This is a genomic window from Candidatus Enterococcus huntleyi (genome assembly GCF_009933175.1).
Lineage (GTDB): Bacteria > Bacillota > Bacilli > Lactobacillales > Enterococcaceae > Enterococcus_K > Enterococcus_K huntleyi.
This window is the reverse complement of record NZ_MAEJ01000029.1, coordinates 24,645-48,453: the sequence shown is the minus strand read 5'-3', so window position 1 is coordinate 48,453 and position 23,809 is coordinate 24,645. Positions and strand designations below refer to the sequence as shown.

The following is a 23,809-nucleotide window of genomic DNA, read 5'->3' as shown; positions in this document are numbered from 1 at the left end:
TAGGCCCTTTTTAACATAAGCTTCTCTAATAAGAACCTCTTTTCGATAAAATTTGGTGCTACATATAAGATAATTCGCCGAAGCCTGGCCAAATTTGCATCACGACATAACCGAAAATGACGACCAGAATTGTGGTGACAATCGTCATAGGAATCCCGCCTTTAAGCATCTTGGTAGTATCCAATCCATAGGCGACGGGAATTGCTCGAACACTGATTGGTAAAAGGAATTCAGCGTTGTAAGCCATCACGGTAATGAACCAATACGGAATTGGATTGAGGCCCATTTTAACTGCAAAGCCTATAACAATCGGAATACTGACTGCCGCTGCCACGGTCGAATTGGTTAACTCAGAGATCACGCGAGCAAAGACGGTGAAAATAATAATGGTGGTCAAACCGCCATCCATATTCATTTGTGACACAATCTCAGCAATCGCATTGCCGGCGCCAGAGTCATTGATCATACGTCCTAAAGCAAGTCCCCCACCAAATAACATCATCATGCCCCACATTGTTTTTTCTTGGGCATTTTCCCAAGTTAAGAAAGGCAATTTTTTGGCATTTGTGATGATAAAGGATAAGCAGCCAAAGATCAGAAATATGTAGGCTGGTGCTAAGCCAGGTAATAAATTTGAGTATAACGGACGTGTGAAAGCGCCTAATAGCGCAATTACGAACAAGGTGCCACAGATTTTTTCGTCTCGTTTCATTTTGCCTAATTTTGCATAGGCATCATGGAAGTATTCTTTAGTCCCATCTAATGGACTGTGTTTGCCGTACATCACAAGCATTAGAACTAAACTGATAATTCCTAGTAAAACGAAGTAAGGGGCGATTCTGACCACCCAGTCAACATACATGAATTCATGCCCAGTATATTCTTCAATAAATGAGATTGCGGCAATGTTCATGGCACCACCCAGCGGAGTACCGACCCCACCTAAGCCAACCCCCCAGCCAATCGCTAAGAGAATCGGTGTAGCATGGGAACTACTTTTGATATCGGTAATCCCTGCGGCAGCTAACATAGCAATCGCAATCGGGGTGAACAAGGCACAGACCGCGACGTTAGGTAAAATACTGGAGACTAGCATACTGGCAAATAGCCAGACGATAATTTGGGAACGCATGGAAGGCCCAATCACTGAGAGAATTTTGATAGCCACCCGCTTATCTAGGCCCGTTGACGCCCAAGGCATCGTCAGTAAACCTGAACCAAAAATCAAAATAATACTGTCAGAAAAATATTGGGCAGTGATGGAGCCCATCGGCACAATATTGAGTAACGCGTTTACCAGAATCGGCAATAACGCAGTAACAGTCATATGGACCGGACGAGTTACCCACCAGAAGACCATCCATAGAAGAACACCCACGGCACGTGCTCCAGGATTTGTGAGTATGTCTGAAAGAAATAAATCACAGAGGACTAAAATTGTCGGCCCTAACAACAGATACAAAAATCGCTTTTTTGCTTTCATGATGAAAAATAACATCCTTTCTATAATCGAATAAGTTCGTGTGAAAAAAATAAATTTAGAAAGCGCTTTCTTTTGTAGCTTTAGTTTACCTTGACTGGCGAAAATAACAATAGAATCTGGGGTTTCTTTCGTTTAGAGAGAAGAGTTCTTATCACAAGTAAGTCCGTTGCATACTAAGAAACTGACTTGCACAGGGTGCAACTACGTTAAGGAAAATAGTTCTTGTAAATTTTTAGGAGAATTAGAAGGATTAGAGACTCGTGCTGATTTTCTGTGTTCTGAAAGAGGAAGAAAGTCACTACATCTGCTTTATTCAGAAAATAAAAAGCGCAGACAAGTTGGCTTTAACCTGTCTGCGCTCACTGTTTTATCTTGGGTAAAAGCCTAATTTGCTGGATACACGACTAGCGGCCGCTTTAACTGCTTGGGCTAAGACTTGTTCTCGCGCCGGATCAGCTAATGAACGCGCACTGGCAGAGACACTAATTGCAGCGACAACTTCCCGATTCCGATTGAATACAGGGGCTGCAATAGAACCGATTCCTTCAGCTAATTCATTGACCAACAGGCAATACCCTTGTTGCCGTGTTCGAATAAGTTCTTGATTGATGTCACAAATATCGACTTTTGTATGATGGGCATATTTAAGTAAAGTATTAGATTTCAAAATCTGTTGTGCCTCAATCGGCGATAAATAGGCTAAAAAGACCCGTCCCATTGCTGAACAATGCATGGGATGCTTATAGCCCATCGGAATAAGTAAATCCATCGAGCTTTCGTGACAGCTACTAATCAAATGAACAATTTTATCTTTTTGAGCAACGCCCATATGACCATGGACGTTGTGTCGGTATGAGAGTCGTTGTACCTCTGGAAAAGCATGACGATAGACATCATTATTTTGTAAGGCCCGTCCTGCTAAGGCGACAATCGCGACGCCAGGATAATAATACCCCGTATCTTCATCTCGATCTAAGAATCCCCAATCTAATAAGGTGTTTAAATGACGAGAAACCGTACTCATATTCATATCTAGCCGAGCTGCGATATCAGATGTTCGTTGAATGGGTGTCTGGTCATCAAAAGACGAAAGAATGGCCAGCGTTTTATTCAAACTTTTAGAGCCGCTGAATTCACGAAAATTTTCCATTGTTTGAGGCGTCATATTGAAATTCCTTTCTTTACATTAATCCGGTTAAATGCCACATCGGATACATCACGACAACAAAGCCGACTAACATAATCACAGCTTTTAAGGTCATTTGTTTGATAAAGTCTTTCATTGGCATCATGCCATAGCCATACATAATCAAATTGCCCGCTGATTCATAAGGTAAAAATAGCACTTCGCAGGAATAAAGTAGACACATGCAGGCAACAAGTGGATTGATCCCTAACTGTACAGCAATTTGGGCAAATGGAATGGCTAACCCACCTAGCATAGCGTAAGGGGTCATGAAGAAATTCGCCACCATCCCCATCAAAATAAAGGCTACGAGAACAACTAAGGTACTTTGCCCGGCAAGTAAAGGCACGGCGATTCCTGTTAAGAAGTCCCCAAAGCCAACATGCGCGCCGACAATTCCGATGCCTAAACAAGAAGCAACAAAGAAGACCATCGGATAATTGAGACTTTCTAGTGTTTTTGGCTTGCCAATCCCGATGCCTGGTAAGAACATCAAGAACGGGATGATCATAAAGCCATATGCTGCTGGTAAACCTAACAAGCTAGAAGCAAAGAGGTACATTAATAGCAAGACAATCATGCCTACAGCAATCTTTTCTTTGGTGCTCATTTTTCCTAATTGTTGGTACTTTTCAGTAAATAATTTTTTACTGACATTAATTTTCAAGTCTTTTGTTTTGTAGACTTTCATCAAAATGAGGATAGAAAGGACACACCAAATCATGAAGTAGCCATTGTAAGCAAAAGAAGTAAACATATTCATGCGATAATCCGGCACAAATTCACGGACAGCGACTTCGAGCATGGAGTAATAGCCCGGGTAATACAGACAGACTGTACAACCCGTTGCCCCTAGCGTTCCTGCAAAACACAGGAGTGACGATTCTTTTGAGGGCTTCAAATCCATGGCCTTACATACGCCATACACTAAAGCAGCTGCGACTAACCAGCCGTTACAAAACGTGATTAAATTTAGGATAATCCCGATGAAGAAACAGCCGAATACAGCGCCCGCATAGGTGCCACCGCATTTTAGAATGACAAAATAAGCGATACGTTTCAACAAACCTGTTTCATCCAGAATATTACTGAAAATCAGGCCACCGAGGACCATCCAAACCGTCGTACTAGTCCATGATTGAAAAGCCACCTCACCGGAAACCAACCCGCTAATCATGTAGAGTGAGGGCAACAATACTGCTGAAATTAGACGTGGTAAAAGTTCTAAAGCAATGATTAAGATAACAAACAAGGTGATTACTAAAAATAATCTCAAACTCGGTGTAAACGCGTCTGATGTGGGAATGAAGCTCACGCCAAGCGGTACACACAAGCTAATGAGCCAACCAATAATCTTATTTTTATCCATCTTAAATTCCAACCTCCAACCCTATTTAACCTTGAGGAGCTTATAGTGCTTTTTCATATAGTGCAATAATGTCCTTGATGTTTGTTGCACGTGGATTGACTGCTACGTTAGGACTCTTCATAGCATCTTCTGCCATTTCTTGAATTTTATCGGCTGTGACCCCAGCTTCAGAGAGAGAGGCCGGAATTCCTAAGTCGGCATTTAATTGTTTCAATTCTTCGACTAACATATCTGGCGTGAAATCAGTCACTAATTCTTTCGAGGTGCTGATATAGTTATAAATTTTTTCATAACGGCCACGATCAGCTAGCGCATTAAATTCGACAACAGTTGGTAAAAGGATAGCATTTGCTACTCCATGGGCTACATGGAAATAAGCACTAACCGGGTGAGACATGGCGTGAACATTACCTAAACGAGCCCAAGCAAAAGCTAATCCAGCGAAGGTTGAGCCGGCCATCATGGCACAAGCCGCTTCTTCATCTTGACGGTTCGCTACAAACTGACGTAAATTGCTGCCAATTAAGCCCATTGCTTTTTCAGCCATAGCATCTGTAAACGGTGAGGCATTCAGCGAAACATAGGCTTCCATTGCATGAATTAAAGCATCGATGCCACAAGCTGCGGCTACAGAAGCTGGAACCGTCATAATCATTTTAGGATCTAGAATGGCATATTTAGGTAACATTTCATAACTGATGACGGACATTTTATAATTGCGCGCTTCATCCGTGATTACAGCTGAAGCAGTTACTTCACTGCCAGAACCGGCTGTTGTTGGAATCGCAATAATAGGAACAATCGGCCCGGGCACTTTATGTAACCCTTCATAATCAGTAATTTGACCGCCAAATTTAGCTAAAACACCTGTTGCTTTGGCAACGTCCATCGAACTTCCGCCGCCTAAAGCGACGATACTCGTTGCACCACTTTCCTTATATAATTTTGTGGATTCATTCACAATATCAACCGTAGGATTAGGGACTGTACCTAAATAAGTCGTGCATGTAATATCATCTGCTTCAATAATCTCTTTGATTTTTTGAACGACTCCCAAGCCATCTAAGCCTTTATCAGAAATTAGGAAGACATGATCAGAGCCATTCGCTTTTAATAATTGTGGTAATTTTTGCAAACTATCGATACCAAATTCGATGGTTTGTGGAATTTTAAACGTAAAATCTTTCATAAAAAATCATCCTCCAATAAATTAAATAACTGCCATGATACTAGTGATTAACATATTCGCACCGACAAATAATAGCACCATGTAAACGATCCGTAAGAATTGTTCGCGGTTGATTCTCTTTAAGAAACCCATGCCAATAAAGAAACCAATCGCTGCCATTGGCAAGCCGACTAATAACGCGCTTAACATATACGGCGTAAAAGCGCCATTGCGGAACTGATTAAAGGCATTCCATGTGTTCAGAATTACCCAAACCATGTTCATGGTATTCCGGAATTTCTCTTTTTCTTGCACCGCTTCAATTGTATAAACGGTAATTAATGGGCCACCAATGTTGAAAGCCCCATGGACGATTCCACCAAGGATTAAACAGCCATAACGAAAGGCCTTTTTAAAGGCAGTATCTGGCACATCAACGTCTTCCACTTTTTTCAGTACCAGTGGTTTAACAATAGTTTTATAAATATTCATTAAAGCAATCAGTGTAACAATCGCTCCGATACCAATTTTTGCAATGTCTGGACTGATTGCATAGAACAAATAATTGCCCACTAAGATTCCTGGTAAACACAGTCCGATAATTTTTGCTAAGTCTTTCCATGAGACATTGCGGAATTCTTTAATACCTAGATAATAAAGGAAAGGAAGGGTAATCAGGGTACCATAAGGCACCCCTGCTTCCGTTCCCAACAAGCCATTGGTGACCGCTGCTGCGATCACCGTACAACCAAAACCCGTACAGCCTTGAACAAAAAATCCAACGACTTGCATCAGGGCGACAAGTAAAAAACTAAGTTCAAAAGTCATAATACATTCATCCTCTCAGGTCAGCTTTATCCAAAGTTCAATTCTGTTCGTTGGATAAGGTCTTTTTGTAATGGTTTGCCTAGTTCGACAAAGTAAGCACTGTAGCCAGCTACCCGTACTAACATATCTTTGTAGTCTTCAGGGTTCTTTTGAGCCGCACGCATTGTCTCAGAACTCATAATATTGAACTGCACGTGCATTGGATCTTTACTCATATATTCATCGATAAAGCTGATCAAGATATCGCGACCTTCAACGCCAGCCACCGCTTCTTGAGGGAAACGTAGATTCATCAACGTACCGTTTGTAGCTAAGCTGTGATCGACTTTTGCTAAAGAATTAACTAAAGCTGTTGGCCCTTTGATGTCATGTGAGCCAGCATCTGTATGGACTGGCCCCATGTTATCAGAGATTGCTTCACCTTTCTTCCGTCCGTCAACAGACGCGTTGGTATTCATTCCCATTGCTACGTTGGCATTTACTGAGTAAACACCTGGGCTAAATTCGCCACCACGAACATTTTTCCGTCCGCTGATGTGTTTACAATAAGTTTCGAACATGAAGACAAATAAATCATCTGCGTAATCATCGTCATTCCCATAATGATGGACTTTCGAACTATTGACTAGGCGATATAAGACTTCGTGTCCTTCCCAGTTGTCTTTGACTGCTTGTAATAACTCAGCACCCGTCACACGTTTTTCATCAAATACAAGTTGTTTAATCGTCGCTAATTGGTCTGCACAAGTCGCCATACCACTCGCTTGTGGGCCAGTTCCGTTATATTTTGCGCCACCTTCAGTCAAATCTTTTCCTGATTCTAAACAATCTTCGAAAAAGGCTGAAACGTAAGGTAAAGGTTTCAATTCACGATGGATAGAATCGATAATGTTCAAGCTCGAACACATTTGATCTGTCCAATATTCGAATTGTTGATCGACACTATCCATGACTTCATCAAAGGATTGATAGGTGTCCAAACTACCTGTATCAGGTCCTAATTGGTCACCCGTATTCAAGCTACGACCGCCATTAACCACCATTTCCATCATTTTCGGTGTATTCACATACGCTGCATCATGCCAACCATATTCTTTTCCAGGTAAACTGATTTCGACACAACCAACCACGCAATATTCTCTTGCCTCTTCTAAACTCATGCCTTTACGCATCATACCTTTAATCGTTGGTGCGTCATTAAATAATTTCGGATGTCCATAACCAGCACGAATGCATTCAACTGCTTTTGTACGTAATTCCAATGGTGTGTCTTTATGCATCCGTACGCAAACCCAAGGATTCATCATCCGTGTGTGGGCAGAAGCTTCTAGCATTAACATCGTCAAGTCATTTGTTGCATCATTTCCTTGACTGTCAACCCCGCCGATGGTCAAGCTTTCGCCACCGAATCCACGACCGTTTCGTAAAGCCATACTGCCTTTATCTTTTAATTTAGTTGGGTTATTTAATTTAACGTAGAGCACTTCTAGTAATTCTAAAACGAACTCTTTTGAAATCGTGCCTTTTTGAATATCCGCTTCATAATAAGGTTTCAACCATTGGTCCATCCGACCATATGAAATCGAATGACCATTACTTTCCACTTGGATCAGAGCTGTCGCAATATTGAACAACTGCAAAGCTTGCCAGAAAGTTTCAGGTGCTTTATCAGCAATGTGCGCACAGTTTTCTGCCATAGCTGTCAACTCTTGTTTACGCTGAGGATCTTCTTCAGTCGCTGCCGTTTCTGCCGCTAATTTTGCATAGCGTTTGATATACGTCCGAGCTGCTTCGTGCATGATGATCATAGCTTCATAGAAATCACGCTTTTCACCATATTCAGGATCACGCTTACTTAAGTTTGCTAGACGCTGTTTTGCTTCTTCAATCAAGCCAACATAGCCGACACGCATTAATTTAGCATAGTCAATTGCTAAGTGACCCGCACCCGCATAATGATAGAGGTTGGTTTGGAAAATTCGTTCACCAACTTCAGAGCCTTTTGTTTGATCGTAATCTAATTTTTCGTTTACTAAGTCATCAATCGTTTGGCCTTTCCACCAGGCACATAATTCAAGAATTTCTTGACGCTCTTCCTCATTACGAATATAGAACTGATCATTTGGACGCTCTTCAAAGGGGGAGTTAATAATTTCATCTAAGATCCAGTTCACTGAAAACTCTGGATAGATAGGTGAAGCCTTGGCTGGGGAAGCAATCTCGCCTAAAATCAAGTCATCCTCATAGACATATAAAGTCGTATTCAAGAGAATGTTTTCAAAAGCGTAAGCACATTTTAATTTGCGAGAACCGGTCTGATGTTTTTTGTACGATTCAGTTACTAGGCGCAATCTTTCTACATCGACATCATAAGGACGGTCTAAGAAGGCTTGACGCAATGCATTGACGCGTGGAAATGGTGACCAATCATCATGATTTACTTCGTAACCTAAACTATAGGTCTGATCATAAGGTTCTGTTCCACGGGCTAGTGTTCGTTTGATACTCATTTTTACTCTCTCCTTTTATGTTTGAAAATTTATTGTTCTTCTTTTGTTCCGACTAAACAATGAATGCCCCGTTGATTAAAGTATTCGCTAAAGCCACGAATTTTCTTTTGTAAAGAACGGCGGTTAAATTTAAGCCCTTCCATTCCATAGGGGATTCCTAAAGCTTGGTATTTTTCTTCACCAAGCCGCATAAAACTCAACAATTGTAAGGTGGCAACCTGCCCATTCATTTCATTTAGAATAAAATCTGCTGTGGCAACCATATTTTCCATTGTGTCATTGACCCCAGGAATCACCGGGATTCGCAAGATCAATTCACGGTCCAATTCAGACAATTTCTTGAGGTTTTCTAAAATTTTTTGATTATGGACACCGGTGTATTCTTTATGAATCGCTGAGTCCATGTGTTTGATATCAGAAATCCAGATATCCGTCACCGGAAGTAATTTCTCAACCTCTTTCCATCGTCCGTGAAAAGTTGTTTCAAAACAGGTCTGAATCCCTTCCTCTTTACACGCTGCAAATAACTCTGCGACAAAAGATGCCTGAAGTAACGCCTCACCACCAGAAACTGTGACTCCACCTCCAGAGCGATCATAATATCCTTTGTCCGTCCGAATAATGTCCATACATTCAGCAACCGTCATGTTGGTGCCCCACTGTTTAATCGCATCTGCTGGGCAAGACTCTGCTACCTGCGCCAAATCATCTACCTCGCGACTGTTAATCTTCGTCAGTTTGCCTCGATAAAAAGTCAACGCATCTTCAGAAGCACAGGTATCCAGACAAAGCCCACATTTTTTCTTGGAAATACATTTGGACTTGTAGACGCCTAACTCAGCATTAGGTAACCAACTTTCTGGATTTCCGCACCAGCGACAGCGCAATGGACAACCTTTTAAGAAAATCTCGGTTCGTAATCCAGGACCGTCATGCAGGGTGAAACGCTGGATATCGAAGACCACACCTTGTTGTGGCAATTGACTCCCTCCTCTCAATAATTCACAATTTCTCTTTCTTGTTAAAAGTTTAACAAACAAAAATATGAAAAAGAATTAGGTAACCTCACTATTCCATATAGGGAATGTTCCCTATATTTGTAAGCGCTTTATAATTTTTACTGATAAATTTATTTCCCCACGAAAAAAAGACCTTCAGTAGTCATACTGAGGGTCTTAGCTATTTACATGCGTGTAATTTTGAATTATCATCCTTTTTTCTATCTTTTCTAATTGAGTCGTGAAACCATCCGTTTTTATCTGTTTTCTTCACGTTGTACATTCTATAAAAACCGGTTTCATTTTGTGCATAGACAGTCATTTTGTGATAAATTTATCTAATTTGATTTCATATCTTAAGCATGAATCGATTACGTTTGTCTGAGATGAGATTCACTTGTGAACGCGCGATTTTCCATCCATTTGTATAACTCAAAACGACTATTAATGCTGCATTTTGAATAAATATTTTGGACATGTTTCTTCACCGTGTGGTAACTGACCACCAATTCATCAGCAATCGCTCTATAGGTCAACCCTTCGTACATTAAGACTGCAACCTTCTGTTCAGCAGGGGTCAAAGGCAAATTATTCGTCTCTGTGAGCGGCTTTTTCTCAGACTGATTCTTATTTTTTATAGTGATCCAGTGATAACGATCGACAATTCCATTGGAATAACACTGATCATATGTATATATTTTAAAAATATAATCACGAATAACCTTTGTTTGAACGCGGTCTTCTGAGAGTTCGTAAGCTTCACCACCCAACAGAAACGGAAGCCAGCTACAAGGACTCGCACTACTCAGCTGCTCATCGATCTCTGTGCCTAAAATATCTCTTAAATAACCAATAGCCTTGTTACTATACGACATTACATGCATAAAATCATCCGTCACCAGGTAACTTTTCTCTCCAGAAGCAATAATCTCATTCTGAATATTTTGAATGATTTTGGACTGTTCATACTTCTTAAAATTCTTATAGGCATTGGCCAAGTAGACATAAATCTCTTCCAATTCTTGCAATTCTTGTGGCGTAAAATCGCCTAACTGCTGCTCTTTAAAAAAGATTACTTGGATATACGCATTAATACCAAAAGCCAGAGTAACACTGTAATGTTGTTGGAAATTTTCTTCGATAAATTTGACATAAATCGACTGATCATAATAGGGTTCGCTGATTATATCAGTTGACTTATATAATCTAGGTTCCACATCAAAATAGGTTAAATGATCCCGAACCGCTTCTTCATAGACGATGTGTCTCACCACATCATTCCCTTTGAATCCGCGGTAGACATGGTCTGCTGAATCCATCGAAATCCCTTTCCAACTCGTCCATGACAGAAAATTACCGTTCGTATCATAATAAGCAATCAAAACCTTGTCCCAGCCAAAATTTTTGCTGATAGAATCTAAAAGGACGGTACTAAAAAACTCTTGAGCAGAAATTTGATGCTCTGAAATCTCCGAAAAAAACTGTACTTTTTTACGTTCACGTTCCACCACGTAGTTCACCTCTTATCCAAATTTTAGGCGGTCGAGAATAGCTCACTTTTACTCCATCTCAGACCTTCCAAACGACTAAGCAAGCACCTCCTATTTTTTAGAAAAATTGACGCGTCATATCATGTGACTGATTAACCTAACTACCTGTTATTTATTCTTATTTAATTAAATCCTCCTGAACGTTTTCTATCCTTCGTTTAAGGATCGACTATGTAATTAATTTGATTATAGCAGAATTGTCAATAATCTTCTCTATTTTATAAAAAAAGACTAGAATAAAGTAAAAAAATCAGGCGTTCGTTAATTAGAATCGTTATAAATAGGGATTTGTTAAGCAGTTTTACTCGACACTTGCTCTAGATATATGCAGCAAAAAATAACAAGTGCACTAGTTTTTCTGACGACAAATACAAAAAATACGAAAGGGATTTGGCAACAATTTCATTTATTAAAATGATCGTTTTTTTAATAAGTTTTTGTTCTTTTAAGCAAGTAAATCATTCAAAAAAAGACGTAAACCGACTTCTTTTCAGAAATCAGTTTGCGCCTTTTTGATATGCTTCTTAATAATTTTGTAAAATAGCCTTGTACCTTTTCAGCTACTCTTTAGATTTTCCCGATTGTCTTTTTCCAGCCTAGTCGTTCTCAAAGCCATTGCGTTTATATAACCAAGCAAATAATAGGAAGCTGACAGCGAGCGTCACGACGAAAGCGATTAAATCACTGATTGTAAGGTTGACTGGCTTGTTTAGGATTAATTGATCCATGGCATAGCTAACCTTAGATAGGTAGAAATATTTGTTAATTGTTCCGAAAATTTCGATTCTGCCGGCTAACATCGGGATTGCCATCATGACCACAGTTAGTGGCATTGGGATAAGTGATGCCGTCATTTGATTTTTAGCAAATAGACCAAATAACATACCCAAGAGGCTACTGATGATAATCGCCACAAGTGAAACGGCTAAGTAGAGAATCAGCGAAACAGCATTTATCTTCGTGACCAAGATTGGGATAAAGATAATCTGAATAACAAATGAACTGATAATTGCTGGTAACAAACTACTCACAAGGTATTCCATCGGGCGAATACTCGAAACCATCAATGTACGTAATGTATATTTTTCTTTTTCTTCCGCCATCAACATAGCAGGAATCGTAATTGCGACACTCCCAATGTTGATTAAGCAGCCCATTTGACCGATAAGTAGTAATAATTCTGGCGGTAAAGCATTTAGTTCAAGTTGCATTTTGTAGATTGGCGGCATAGCCAAAACGGTTCTGTTGCAAAGTTTTAAATCTACTATCAAATAAGGTAGAATAATAGAAAAAGATAGCAGGAGGAATGACGATGAATCATTTTAAAGGAAAGCAATTTCAGCAGGATGTGATTATTGTAGCCGTGGGCTACTATCTTCGTTATAACCTTAGCTATCGTGAAGTTCAAGAAATCTTATATGATCGTGGCATTAACGTTTCTCATACGACGATTTATCGTTGGGTGCAAGAGTACAGCAAAGTCCTCTATTATCTTTGGAAGAAGAAAAATAGACAATCCTTCTATTCATGGAAAATGGACGAAACCTATATCAAAATTAAGGGACGTTGGCATTATCTTTATCGTGCAATTGATGCGGACGGCTTAACCTTAGATATCTGGTTACGAAAGAAACGGGATACGCAAGCAGCCTATGCTTTCTTAAAACGACTCCATAAACAGTTTGGTGAGCCGAAAGCAATTGTGACCGATAAAGCACCTTCTCTTAGCTCCGCCTTTAGAAAGTTACAGAGTGTGGGTTTATATACTAAGACAGAGCACAGAACTGTGAAGTATCTTAACAATTTAATAGAACAAGACCATCGACCTATTAAACGACGGAATAAATTTTATCAAAGTCTCCGTACAGCCTCTTCCACGATTAAGGGCATGGAGACCATTCGAGGAATATATAAAAAGAACCGAAGAAATGGAACGCTCTTCGGATTTTCGGTCTGTACTGAAATCAAGGTATTATTGGGAATCCCAGCTTAAATCATAGATACCGTAAGGGATTTTATTCTTTATTTAAAACTTTGCAACAGAACCATATATTTCATTATTAAAGAAATACGACATAGAACCCAAAATCTATTATATAAAGACACCTAAGGAAGTTGTTATGGAACGTATTCGAAAAAGAAACGGAAATCATCAAAATGATATCATATTGACGGAGCAAACAGCTTCCACTTATTATGATCATTTTCAACCCCCAACTGATGAAGAAGGTGAAGTTATAGTAGTCGAGGGATATTAATATTGTGGTTTTAGGCATGGAAATTGTACTAGATGATAAGTTTTGTCAAATTTTTTGAAAGATATACTTCCAACAAGGGGATACCAGCTTCAGGTGATATCATTATTGTCATCTCAGAGCAGGGGGTAGTATTGATTCAGCCGGAAGAATAAGTGGCGATGCAATGAAGACGATGAATGCATTATTGAAATTACAGGAAAAAAACTTACTGAAATACGTTATGTTTATTCTTTTGACAACTCTACTCAATCATGATTATGCAATTAGACACGTTATTTTTTATCATGAATGGATATGTTCCCGTCTACCGATAGTGCTAAAAACGCAGTGGATATGTTTCCGAGAACGAACATACTCAAATGACATTCATTCTGTCCTCTCAAGCCACATCGAGTTGGTGGGATTGATAACAAGGGTGGATAAGTAGAGGCTGGAAATGGCTTGATATAGCGGTATTTTGAGGATTTTGGAGAGTTGAGATTATTGAGGCTCCTTGTCAAATGGTGTTGTTTTGATCAAATCACACTTCAGGAAATGCTTCGGCATTTCCTTTTTTTGTTATTAAATGATTTCACAGATACTTTGTTGGATTAGGACTCGCATCCGAAGGTGACGGAAAGTCCGGAATCCAAAAGCTATTCTTTTGATTACTTTAATAAGATCATTCTTGCCCTCTAGTTTTCCGTATCTTTATCAATCATAGAATTTGATAATAATATTTATATTAATTAATATAATTCTCCTACTATGTTCGTAAAAAAGATTTTAGCATAATTACCAACGTTATAACATGATTGTAAAATGATTCCAAGTTGCTGATTCTACGGTTGTTATTGGTGTTGCCTAGAACGATTCTAAGCACATGTTTAATTTTAAAGTGGGCAATTATCTTTAAAATGTCCTACAATGATTCAATAAAAGCATGGCTGCTAGTGAAACTTGCGACCATGCTTTTAAATTTACTTAAATTCTCTTTTTAAAAATGATTCCTGATCCTAATACCATTAATGAACCTAGGACAGACAATGCAATATTTGCTGTTTCACCTGTTTTTGGTAAAACTTTCATTTTTCCGTCTAAACCTTTAACTGTAACTGTTCCGTCTTTTTGAACGTCTGATCCAATTTCTTTCGCTTCAACTTTTTTTGTTGTTCCTATATTCAAAAATCATTTGACGATTAATTATTTTTTAGGTAGGGTATGTTTCAATAAACCAATTGAGTCTATCGTTAATAAGCTAAATAATCAGCCTATAGAATAGCAAGAATGGAAAAACTAACATGAAAAATTTTACGAAGAGTCAATTTTTTTGACTCATCTAAAATAATTTACATATTATCTCCACCAAAAAACATAGCTATTACCGGCATAACGATAAGGAAGATTGGAATTAAGCAAATTCCTGTAAGCCAAAACTTCTTTGATTTTTTATAAATTCCATAAATAATTATGGCTAAGGGTATAAACCAAACTGCAAAAAAATAAATTGTGTATGAGAGCATAAGTCTCTTTCTCCTTTTAAACAAAAGTATCATGACAAAAAATTTAATTCTATAAGAATTTCAATTCTTTAAACCTTTTTAATAAAAAGTCTTCTTTTCTTCTACTGTTTCTGAACGTGCGTTGATCATAAGTTGACCGGGCTTAAATCCTTGGAACCCCCACTGAGTGATTCCTGGTACTACCCTTGAATCCTGATTAAGTCCTAGTGTTACTATATAATTAGTTGGAAAAATTTCATTAAAACCAACACGAATATGTTTACCTGTAGCATTTAAAACAACGTGATCATAGTAGCTTTTTAGTTCATCTGAAGATAAATCAAAAAAATATCTTCCACACATATTCTTCCTCTCCTTTTCTGATCTGTTTAAAAAACGTGTGTCAGAGAGCCATTCTAAGGAAATTTCAAAGTCAAATGATGGACAATGATCTTCAAACGTCGTCTGCAAAGTCCTGATAATACTCATTTTTGATTAGCTCAATCTCTTTTTCTATTTTACTCGCTTTTTTCTTTTGTTTGTTGCGAGAAGACTCTCTGTCCTGAAAATAATCAACTTTAAACCATTTTTCCTCTTTTTTTATGGATACATGTCGGACATCTGTCCAATTGATCGCTTGTTCATTGAGTACAAAATAATCTTCATATGCTTCACCAAGAAATTGTCCTTCGACAGGATCCAAAAATCGCCCAAATTCGTCTTTAGTGTTTAATTGCAGCGATATAGGCTTGTGATAAAGGAACGATTCCGATAGAATTGCGTCGATTTCCTCACGGTTTATTAAATCCAAACCAACAACTTCTTTTGTAGCCCAGGCTTCGTTTTCTAAGACACCTTTCATAAGATCATCCATGGCGTAAGCCGTTGCCCACTTCAATCCGAATGGTCGATCTCTGTATTGATTATAGTCCGTAAAAGTTTTCTTAGTACGTTTTACCATGACCTTCAGCACCTTCAAGTCCAGACATACCACCTGCATGCCCTCCGACAAGGCTGCTGCGAGCAATCGCACGTCCGCCTTCCATAATGCTATTTGCATGGACGATTGACTTAAATCCGAATTTTTTGCGTATGGTATCTACAACATAATCGATTTTTAAGTCTTTTACTTGCTCGTTCGGATCTTCAAAGAGATCAAGCTGTAGAGCATTAGAATAAACGAGCTTTGAACAGTTTACTCCCACATTTCGAATGTCCTGGTATTTGTAATGACGATCAAATATCTGCAGTAAGTAGTTTGCAATTTGTTTGCTGCTATTAGTTGCTGGCACCTTCATTTGCTGGTGAAACCCTCTACTCCCTGATCGATCCACATAGCCCATTGAAAATCCGATCCACAAAGATATGACTTCAGCTTTAGCTCCTGTACGGCGTAGCCTAGTTGCTACTTGATCGGCCATTTCTTTGATTACAATTTCTATTTCTTTTCGACGTGTATAGTCCCGATTTAAGACCTGACTGTTCCCTATCGACTTAGATTTTACTTTGTATTTCTGACCTAAGAATGATCGATCGATGCCCCAGCTGTGTGCATATAGTTGAGTACCTAAGACACCAAAATTTTGCTTCAGCTGATAGTAATTTGCGTGTGCCAGGTCATGCATAGTAAATATGCCCATTCGGTTTAGCCTGATTGCTGTCCGACGTCCGATACCCCACACCTCTGTAATGTTTTCTACAGACCAAAGCTTTTGCTGTACGTCTTCATAACGCCATTCTGCTTTCATATCTGAATTTTTTTTACTTTCGAGGTCTAGTGCGAACTTGGCCAAGAGCGGATTGTCACCAATCCCGATCGTTGTGAAGATTCCAGTTTGTCGATAAACGTCTGTTTGAATCATTCTCGCCAGCTCTCTTGCGTCCTTTGCACCGAACAGCTTTAATGAGTCTGTGACGTCCACGAAGCTCTCATCGATGCTGTATACGGAATGATTTTGCTCGTCAGCATACTTCTTGTAAATATTGTTAATCTCCATATTCTTTCTCATATATAGTGCCATCCTCGGTGGTGCAATCACGAGGTCTTCCGGATACGGAAAAGGAAGATCTCGTGATCGACTGACATTAGAAATTCCATAGGCTTTTTTTGCGGCCGGACTCGATGCCAGGATTAGCCCACTTCCTCGCTGAGAAGGATCGTCCGAAGGATAGGACATGACAACTAACTTTGCCTTTAAAGGATTTAGTCCTCTTTCTACGCATTCTACGGATGATAGCGATAGGTAATCTTTTGATACAAGCTCCAGATTTTCCCCCGCTCCACACCGTACGTGCGACTTTCACCGCATACGGCGTTCCATCAAAGTTTACTAACAGTATCATACAGTTATAGATTCAGCGACAATTCACGATTCTTAGCTTTTTTGCGAAACTGGTTGATTATCTCAAGTTGAGCACTTGTAACTCTCATGTTTTGTATGAGAAGTGATGCTCTTGTTTTATCCTCTTCATGAATAAGTGAGTGAATGTTCCGGTGGACAATGACTAGATTTTGATAATTGTCTTTCCCACCTAGATTTTTAGGTACAATACGGTGGCAATATATGTCTGCCAGCTCTAAGACTTCTTTCGTTACTCGGCAACGGCCGACTTGGGAAGAGTACTTGGATACACGATTGTCTCTAAACTCAATGCTTTCATTAGGATTAGACATGTTCATGAGTTGGTTGATAATATCGATTGGGAAAGTAAGATACCTGTGTATCAGCACACGACCTTCGGGCGTGTATTTACAGGTACCTATCTTGGGCAAGGAGGTGTGGCTATGTTTTATGAATCCAAAAGGAAGCATAGGAACACCATTAAGCCACCTCAACTGCTTTGACCGAGCGTAATTTTTTTTAATAAAATCACTCGGTGGAGGACCCTTTCTCTTAATATCTAGTCGATTTTTGATGATAATCATTAGGCGTTGATTTATTCTTGGGCAGTCCACACTGATGTGGGTTGCCTTTTTATAATATTGATGGATACCTACTACCATTGAGTTATAAATACTTAATTGTTTTTGAAGTACATCTTGGGTAGGTGAATGTTGAATCACCTTAATTTGTTTTGCTAACTTATTAGATGCTGCACTCATGGCTTTGGCGCACATGTGCGTTTCAATCACAAAACTTTTTCTTTTGCGTACCAGTTTCATTGTGAATCCGAGAAAATCAGATTTCTGTTTCTTGAGATTCACTACCTTTGATTTTTCAGCACTTATATCAAGTTTCAGTCGGTCTTTTAACCATAATTTAGTGGCTAGAAAGATTTTGTCTGCGTCACTTCGTTTTCTACAGAAGATTTTGAAGTCATCTGCGTATCTAACAATATAAATCTCTTTTAGTTTCGAAGCACGCAGTGCTCGATATTTGTTGCTCTTAATCCATTGCTTTCTTGTTTGATGATAACAATCGTAGTTTTTCCTAGTCGGGTGTGTTTCCCATTGAGAAGATATCCACCAGTCCAGTTCATTCAAAACAACATTGGCAAGAAGTGGAGAGAGAACACCGCCTTGCGGGGTTCCTTTCTTTGGATGTTCAATGCGTCCATCCCTATGAATAATAGGTGCTTTAAGCATTGCTCGGATAACACCTAGAAGCCATTTATCACGTACCCCTAATGTCCAAAACTGTTTAATAAGTTTCGAATGGTTTACGTTATCAAAGAATCCTTCTATGTCTATGTCTACTACAAAAGTTAGTTTTGAAAGTTGCGCCATTCGTACTGCTTGAGCGAATGCATGATGTGCCGACCGATTAGGTCGGAAACCATAGTTCTTATCATGAAACTTTGCTTCCATGATCGGTTCTAAAACTTGTAGTAGACACTGTTGTATGATTCTATCCCATATTGTTGGTATGCCTAGTGGTCTAGTTTTCCCATTTGGCTTAGGAATATCTACTCGTTTAACTGGTTGCGGTTTGTATTCTGAAAATTTTGTTTGTACAGTTTTTATAAACTCGATATTCGGTATTGCTGTTAAATCATCAATATTCTTTTTGTCGACGCCTGGGGAAGTACTACCAGAATTTCCTTTAACATTCCGAAATGCCAATAGAATGTTATTAGGAGAAGTGACAATTTCCATAAGGTTACTGAAAATTTTGTTCTCGCTACTCTCTTTGTAAAGAGAATCAAAGCTATCAATAAGACCATAATATTCCATATGGCGAATTGAATGTGATGCTGATACGTTTTCCATAGCACCGCCTCCTTTCGGACGTCGGCGTTTATTTTGTCATACTCGATTCTATGGATTGTATCATAACTGTTAGTAAAGCAAATTGACTTGTGGCTATCCCTCCACAGCTTATTATCACTGCTTCATAGGTACTGTGCCACTACTCTCACTAGTGTAAATGAGCTTATTATTCTTCGTCTCAACCGTTTCAAAGGAAGTTAGTCCTCCACGACACTAGCTTTCAACGTTCCAATGATTTTATCCCTGCATTTACTTTTAGGCGCTCACTCTGAACCTGTAACTTTCCAATGCCTACTACATTGCACGGTTGTTCATATCTACGATTCTTACTTAACCGCAAGCTACACCCTTTGTCACAGTAATATTTGTGCGGGTAAGATACATTTCTGTACCCCAAGCTTATAGATTCATACATTCGCGAGTTCGTCAGTGCAGCTGCACATTCTCACCATGAGTAATTTCTGGACTCCCGGCCTATAGGTTACACCATTCACCGCTGAACAGCTTTCGATTGCATAATGCAACTGCGGTAACTCTCAGCCGACTTTACCGAGCTTTTGACAATTCCTATTCTAACTTAAGGTATTGCCAATCGGAGTATCAGAGGGAGCGCTTCAGGTCGTTACACCGTCATTTCACTCCTCAAATCATTAGTTCTACACAAGAAAATCTTGTGTGCCTAACCTTTTCAGTTAGGAACGTTTCGCACCATAAAATGACTTACAGTCGATACAGAGAATATCTCGTGAGGGTTCTTTAGTATAGTCAAACCTTGGGTTTACGCCAAATTGCATAACCATGATAAATCACCTTTTCTAAAAAAAAGATACATTTTATATACCGTATTAGAACATATGTTCGCTAATTAAGTCAAGAGAACAGATCAAAATTCTATCATTGCGGTTTTAATGGTTAAGTGTCAAAATACCAAAGTGTCAAAGTGTTTAAATAGATGGACGTCCACAGTTTGGATAATTAAAACAATATACTCCGTAAGTCCCAAAGGTCTTAAGTGTTTTAGTTATAAAGTACTTAAACCCTTAAATATTAAAGAGTCTGAATACAATAATAAACTGCGGAGTCCCTGTAAAATTAATCAAAAAAATAAAGATTACGAAGTTTCGATTGCCTTCGTCGAAAGAAGTCAGTAGCAAAACGTTTTAATGGTTAAGCACTTAAATGGTTAAGTACTTTAATACTAAAAAGTTCGTGTTATGATGATGGTATGAAAAAGACACTTTAGCACTAAACAATAAAAATGTTTTAGTACTAAAGTGTCTCATGTCTATTTGCTATCTTCTTCTAATTTATCAACGTATGAACGGTAGGCTTCTTTAATTTCTGACTCAGTTAGATAGTTATCGAGAATTAAATCTTTCATTACGTCTTTCATATTTCGATCGTCTTGTGCGGCTTTCATTTTAACCATTCGATGAATCTCTTCAGGCAAGTATATCGAAACTTGCTTACCGCCTTTAAAATTTTTGTAATATGAAATTATATCTTCAATTTTTCTAAGAATATTAATTTTCTTTTTAGTTCCATTTTGATCGGAAGTTTGTGGTTTTGAAGTAGGAAATAGTGTGTCGATATCATTTGTTTTAGCTATATTTTTGTCTTTAATAGATACACGTTTAGCCATTTTATACAACTCCTTCTGATACTATTTTCTGTAGAACTGTCACTGCAAGATTATAGTATGCAATGCCAGCTTTATTATTTGAATCAAATTCGTAAGCTGACATGTTAGCAACGCCAGCGTCGGATACTACGATGCTTCTATCGATGATAGAAATAACTTCCGCTTTATCGTCAGATTTAACTTCCTCAATAATTTCGTCACTGTGGTTTGTATTAGTTGCCATAGTGACTACATAGCCAAGTTCCTTTAGATTAGGATTAATTGAATTTTTAACTTTATTGATTGTAGAAAAAAGCAACTCTATACTTACTAGAGCTTGGTACTCGGACTGAACAGGAATTAAGATGTAATCTGATGCACTAAGAGCATTTACAGTAAGCAGTCCTCTTGAAGGAGGGCAATCAATCAAAATAATATCAAATTTTGTCTCAAGGCTCTCTATGTTCTTCTTCAGAATCAGTTCTCTTAATGTAGCGTTAACTAGGTTAAGTTCGGCATCTGATAGACGCAAGGTTGTTGGGGAAATAAATAGATTATTCTTAATCTGATAAGTAATGTTCTCTAACGTTTCTTCCTCTAGCATTACCTGAGTCATTTCTGGTAGATTTTCATCGATGATATTTCTAAGATCAGTTTTTAGGTTAGTTATACTTGACTGTGCGTCTATGTCTACGATATCTGTTATAAGATCGAAACTAGCAAACAGTTCAGCTAGATTATCTACGGTAGCACTTTTTCCAACGCCACCTTTTTGATTTGCAACAGAAATTACAATGGGACCACCTTTTTCACCAACGAGATCTTTTATTTGTTTAACTAGCGAAATAATTTCTGCTGAATTCGATCGATTTTTTTTCATTTTCCTACCTCCTTAAGTTAAGTACTAAAGTGTTAAAATACTTGTATGCAATATAATAATACCACCTAGAAAGTTACGAGTCAATAGAAACTTTAGTATTTAAGTACTTTTAATTCGGCTATGTTTAGAATGTGATTTAACAGCAATTAAATGCAACTTTAAAACGTCATAGTACTTAAGTACTGAAAAAAAGCATCAAAACACTTAAGTACTTAAGTGTTTTAATGCCTAAGGTAATTGTTGATATTAATAGGTTTGTGCGACAATAACTATATTAAATTATAAAAAATAAGAGTTTACAAGATGGAAAAAGTAAGATATGCTATGTTTGTATTTATAGAACTGAAAAAAATAAAAATAAAAAAAGAGACGGATAAAAAAGTGAATTGGGTCACTCTTTCATCTGAATCACATACAACAACTATGTGTTCTCGCTCGTCTCAGAAGTTATGTAAGTGGCTGACAACCACTTATGTAATTTTGATAAGTCTTTCGGACTGACAATCCGAACTTACAGACTTATTCTACCATTTTTTGACGAGCAACTCAATATATACACGCTTATTTTGTCATTCATTTAAGACTTCTAAGCTATTGGGAGAACACAAATCTTTAAGATTATTTGTGTTCTCTTTTAGTTTGGGAAGGAATAAAGTCATGGCAGCTTCTTTGGATGTCGTATATTCGACGGTATTACAAAATGGTATCCGTAAATTCAAATATAAAAACAGCCACCTAAAACCGGTCTCTTTTAGTGATCAGTCGGGGAAGGGGGCTATTTTTGCGTACCGTTCAAAGGAACACATGATCGAGGGGATTGGACTAGTGATCACTTCAGAAGAAGGGGTGATCGAAAACAATAATCGATTCACTCATTGGACACCAAATGTATTTCGCTATGGAACGTATGCTGATGAAGCCAGAATGTTTACAAAAGGTCATTCCGAGGACAATTTGCGTCAAATCAATACTTTCTTTGTTGATTTTGACACATTGGATCCAAACTTTGACTATGGAGAAATTATCTTGGCCAGTCACGAGATCGGCTTTATGCCGACAATGATTCTACGTACACCGCATGGATTTCAAGCTTTCTATGTACTAGACAAGCCTGCATACGTGACGAAGAAATCAAATTTTAAAGTGATCAATGTGGCCAAAATGATCTCAAAAAATCTAAGAAACAAATTTTCAAATGATTATCGGTTTCCAGTTGATGTAAATGCCAATCATTTTGGGATCACACGAATGCCTTCTGAAGAGAATGTTTTATTCTTTGAACCACAGTATCGTTATAGTTTCGAAGAATGGATCGACTGGTCAATGAGAGAAGATGCGGACAAAAAAGCGGAGATCAAGAACGTTTTTGTATTACCATCTACTCAAGAATTTCGTCAAGTCGATGAACCCTGGTTCCAGCTGTTGCTAAAAAGTCAAAAAATACAAGGTGAAAAGGGCGTATATGGTCGAAATAATGTCATATTCACCTTGTCTTTGGCATACTTTTCGTCAGGATACGAAGTAGAAGCATGTGAATTGACGATGTTAGAATTCAATGACCGCTTGGCTAACCCTTTATCTGATCGAGAATTAACCAGAATCATTCGTTCCGCTTACTCCGGAAAATATCAAGCAGCGCACAGAGAAAAAATTGTCCTATTATGCCAAGAGTGGGTCGATGCCAATCTTTCTGAAGAGCAACTATTCAACAAAAAACGGGGTTGGTGGAAATTCAAGAAAGAAAGAGCTGTTCGCAAGTATTCACATAGTCATGAATGGGCAGAAGATCTACTGTCCTATTTGAATGAGCAATCCTATGAAGAACAACCATACATTATTTCTACAAAAAAAGAGTTAACTGAACGTTTAAAGATCCCAAAACGTTCCCTGGACAAAGTACTGAAGCAGTTAAGAGAAGAGAACAAACTTCATTTTCGTGTTCGTGCTGGTCGTAATGGGGGTATTATGTTAGCTTCGATACATGGATTGATGCGCTTCGTTATCCGGCTAAAAAAAGAAAGCCGGGGGGCTTATTTCGCTGCGATCTCAGAAGCTTTTGGAAAAGAATACACGTTTATCCAGACAGCACTGAAACGCTTGATAGATCCCAATAAGATCGGCGTGCAAACAGATCTGTTCATGATCGATACAGGCTGAAATTAAAAGGTGCAAATTGCCTATTACATTATATCTATGATACGTTCCTTCTTTTCTCCGCTTTGCTTGCTGGCTTAAGAAAGAGTAGTATTATTATCGCAAACGTAATA

General features: G+C 38.5%; 17 protein-coding genes and 3 pseudogenes. 3 read left to right on the top strand and 17 right to left on the bottom strand.

The genetic code is table 11. The features are described 5' to 3' along the window. Positions 1-58: 58 nt before the first annotated feature. The 9 genes from BAU15_RS12530 to BAU15_RS12490 all read right to left on the bottom strand — a co-directional run bounded on the left by BAU15_RS12530 (position 59) and on the right by BAU15_RS12490 (position 12,303). Positions 59-1,483, bottom strand: coding sequence for an SLC13 family permease (locus BAU15_RS12530; RefSeq protein ID WP_161843075.1), 1,425 nt, complete (start codon positions 1,481-1,483; stop codon positions 59-61). A gap of 367 nt (positions 1,484-1,850) precedes the next feature. Further along, positions 1,851-2,633 (bottom strand): IclR family transcriptional regulator, encoded by a 783-nt coding sequence (locus BAU15_RS12525; RefSeq protein ID WP_237580197.1) that lies wholly within the window; start codon positions 2,631-2,633, stop codon positions 1,851-1,853. Positions 2,634-2,664: 31 nt separating this feature from the next. Further along, positions 2,665-4,038 carry an SLC13 family permease gene (locus BAU15_RS12520; RefSeq protein ID WP_161843073.1) on the bottom strand — a complete coding sequence of 458 codons (1,374 nt, stop codon included), beginning with the start codon at positions 4,036-4,038 and terminating at the stop codon, positions 2,665-2,667. Positions 4,039-4,078: 40 nt separating this feature from the next. Further along, entirely contained in the window at positions 4,079-5,227 is a 1,149-nt protein-coding gene (locus tag BAU15_RS12515; protein WP_161843072.1) for an iron-containing alcohol dehydrogenase, read from the bottom strand. A gap of 21 nt (positions 5,228-5,248) precedes the next feature. Next, on the bottom strand, positions 5,249-6,034 hold the full coding sequence (locus tag BAU15_RS12510; RefSeq protein ID WP_161843071.1) for a sulfite exporter TauE/SafE family protein: 786 nt from the start codon (positions 6,032-6,034) through the stop codon (positions 5,249-5,251). A 26-nt stretch (positions 6,035-6,060) separates the two neighbouring features. Next, positions 6,061-8,544 carry a (2S)-3-sulfopropanediol dehydratase gene (hpfG, locus tag BAU15_RS12505; protein WP_161843070.1) on the bottom strand — a complete coding sequence of 828 codons (2,484 nt, stop codon included), beginning with the start codon at positions 8,542-8,544 and terminating at the stop codon, positions 6,061-6,063. Positions 8,545-8,573: 29 nt separating this feature from the next. After that, complete coding sequence (gene hpfH, locus BAU15_RS12500; RefSeq protein WP_161843069.1) at positions 8,574-9,524, bottom strand: (2S)-3-sulfopropanediol dehydratase activating enzyme; 951 nt, start codon at positions 9,522-9,524, stop codon at positions 8,574-8,576. 389 nt (positions 9,525-9,913) lie between these two features. Then, positions 9,914-11,053, bottom strand: a complete 1,140-nt coding sequence (locus BAU15_RS12495) for a response regulator transcription factor (RefSeq protein ID WP_161843068.1) — start codon at positions 11,051-11,053, stop codon at positions 9,914-9,916. 635 nt (positions 11,054-11,688) lie between these two features. Next, a complete protein-coding gene (locus tag BAU15_RS12490) occupies positions 11,689-12,303 on the bottom strand; it encodes an ABC transporter permease (protein ID WP_161843067.1) in 615 nt (204 codons plus the stop codon). A gap of 101 nt (positions 12,304-12,404) precedes the next feature. On the opposite strand from BAU15_RS12490, the gene BAU15_RS12485 reads away from it, so the two are divergent. Both BAU15_RS12485 and BAU15_RS12480 read left to right on the top strand, forming a co-directional pair. Continuing rightward, positions 12,405-13,085: an IS6 family transposase gene (locus BAU15_RS12485; RefSeq protein ID WP_161843066.1), complete on the top strand. Its 681-nt coding sequence runs from the start codon at positions 12,405-12,407 to the stop codon at positions 13,083-13,085. 127 nt (positions 13,086-13,212) lie between these two features. After that, on the top strand, positions 13,213-13,350 hold the full coding sequence (locus tag BAU15_RS12480; RefSeq protein ID WP_237580196.1) for a hypothetical protein: 138 nt from the start codon (positions 13,213-13,215) through the stop codon (positions 13,348-13,350). Between the two features lie 561 nt (positions 13,351-13,911). On the opposite strand, the pseudogene BAU15_RS12475 reads toward BAU15_RS12480, so the two are convergent. The 8 genes and pseudogenes from BAU15_RS12475 to BAU15_RS12440 form a co-directional block, all read right to left on the bottom strand. Then, positions 13,912-14,031: pseudogene (locus BAU15_RS12475) on the bottom strand (transposase); the annotation flags it as partial. Between the two features lie 282 nt (positions 14,032-14,313). Continuing rightward, positions 14,314-14,514 (bottom strand): LPXTG cell wall anchor domain-containing protein, encoded by a 201-nt coding sequence (locus tag BAU15_RS12470; protein ID WP_161843065.1) that lies wholly within the window; start codon positions 14,512-14,514, stop codon positions 14,314-14,316. Positions 14,515-14,936: 422 nt separating this feature from the next. Further along, positions 14,937-15,194, bottom strand: a pseudogene (locus tag BAU15_RS12465) (SOS response-associated peptidase family protein); the annotation flags it as partial. A 91-nt stretch (positions 15,195-15,285) separates the two neighbouring features. Then, a complete protein-coding gene (locus BAU15_RS12460; RefSeq protein WP_161843064.1) occupies positions 15,286-15,792 on the bottom strand; it encodes a hypothetical protein in 507 nt (168 codons plus the stop codon). Then, positions 15,776-17,065: pseudogene (locus tag BAU15_RS12455) on the bottom strand (Y-family DNA polymerase); the annotation flags it as partial. The gene BAU15_RS12460 and the pseudogene BAU15_RS12455, both read right to left, overlap by 17 nt. A 113-nt stretch (positions 17,066-17,178) precedes the next feature. Continuing rightward, complete coding sequence (gene ltrA / locus BAU15_RS12450) at positions 17,179-19,041, bottom strand: group II intron reverse transcriptase/maturase (protein WP_161843063.1); 1,863 nt, start codon at positions 19,039-19,041, stop codon at positions 17,179-17,181. A gap of 1,285 nt (positions 19,042-20,326) precedes the next feature. Further along, the gene (locus BAU15_RS12445) at positions 20,327-20,683 is read right to left on the bottom strand and encodes a hypothetical protein (RefSeq protein WP_005230882.1); all 357 of its coding nucleotides are present in this window, start codon (positions 20,681-20,683) and stop codon (positions 20,327-20,329) included. A 1-nt stretch (position 20,684) separates the two neighbouring features. Then, a complete protein-coding gene (locus BAU15_RS12440; RefSeq protein WP_161843062.1) occupies positions 20,685-21,542 on the bottom strand; it encodes a ParA family protein in 858 nt (285 codons plus the stop codon). A 657-nt stretch (positions 21,543-22,199) separates the two neighbouring features. Here BAU15_RS12440 and BAU15_RS12435 point away from each other — a divergent pair. Continuing rightward, a complete protein-coding gene (locus tag BAU15_RS12435; protein ID WP_161843061.1) occupies positions 22,200-23,699 on the top strand; it encodes a primase C-terminal domain-containing protein in 1,500 nt (499 codons plus the stop codon). Positions 23,700-23,809: the final 110 nt, after the last annotated feature.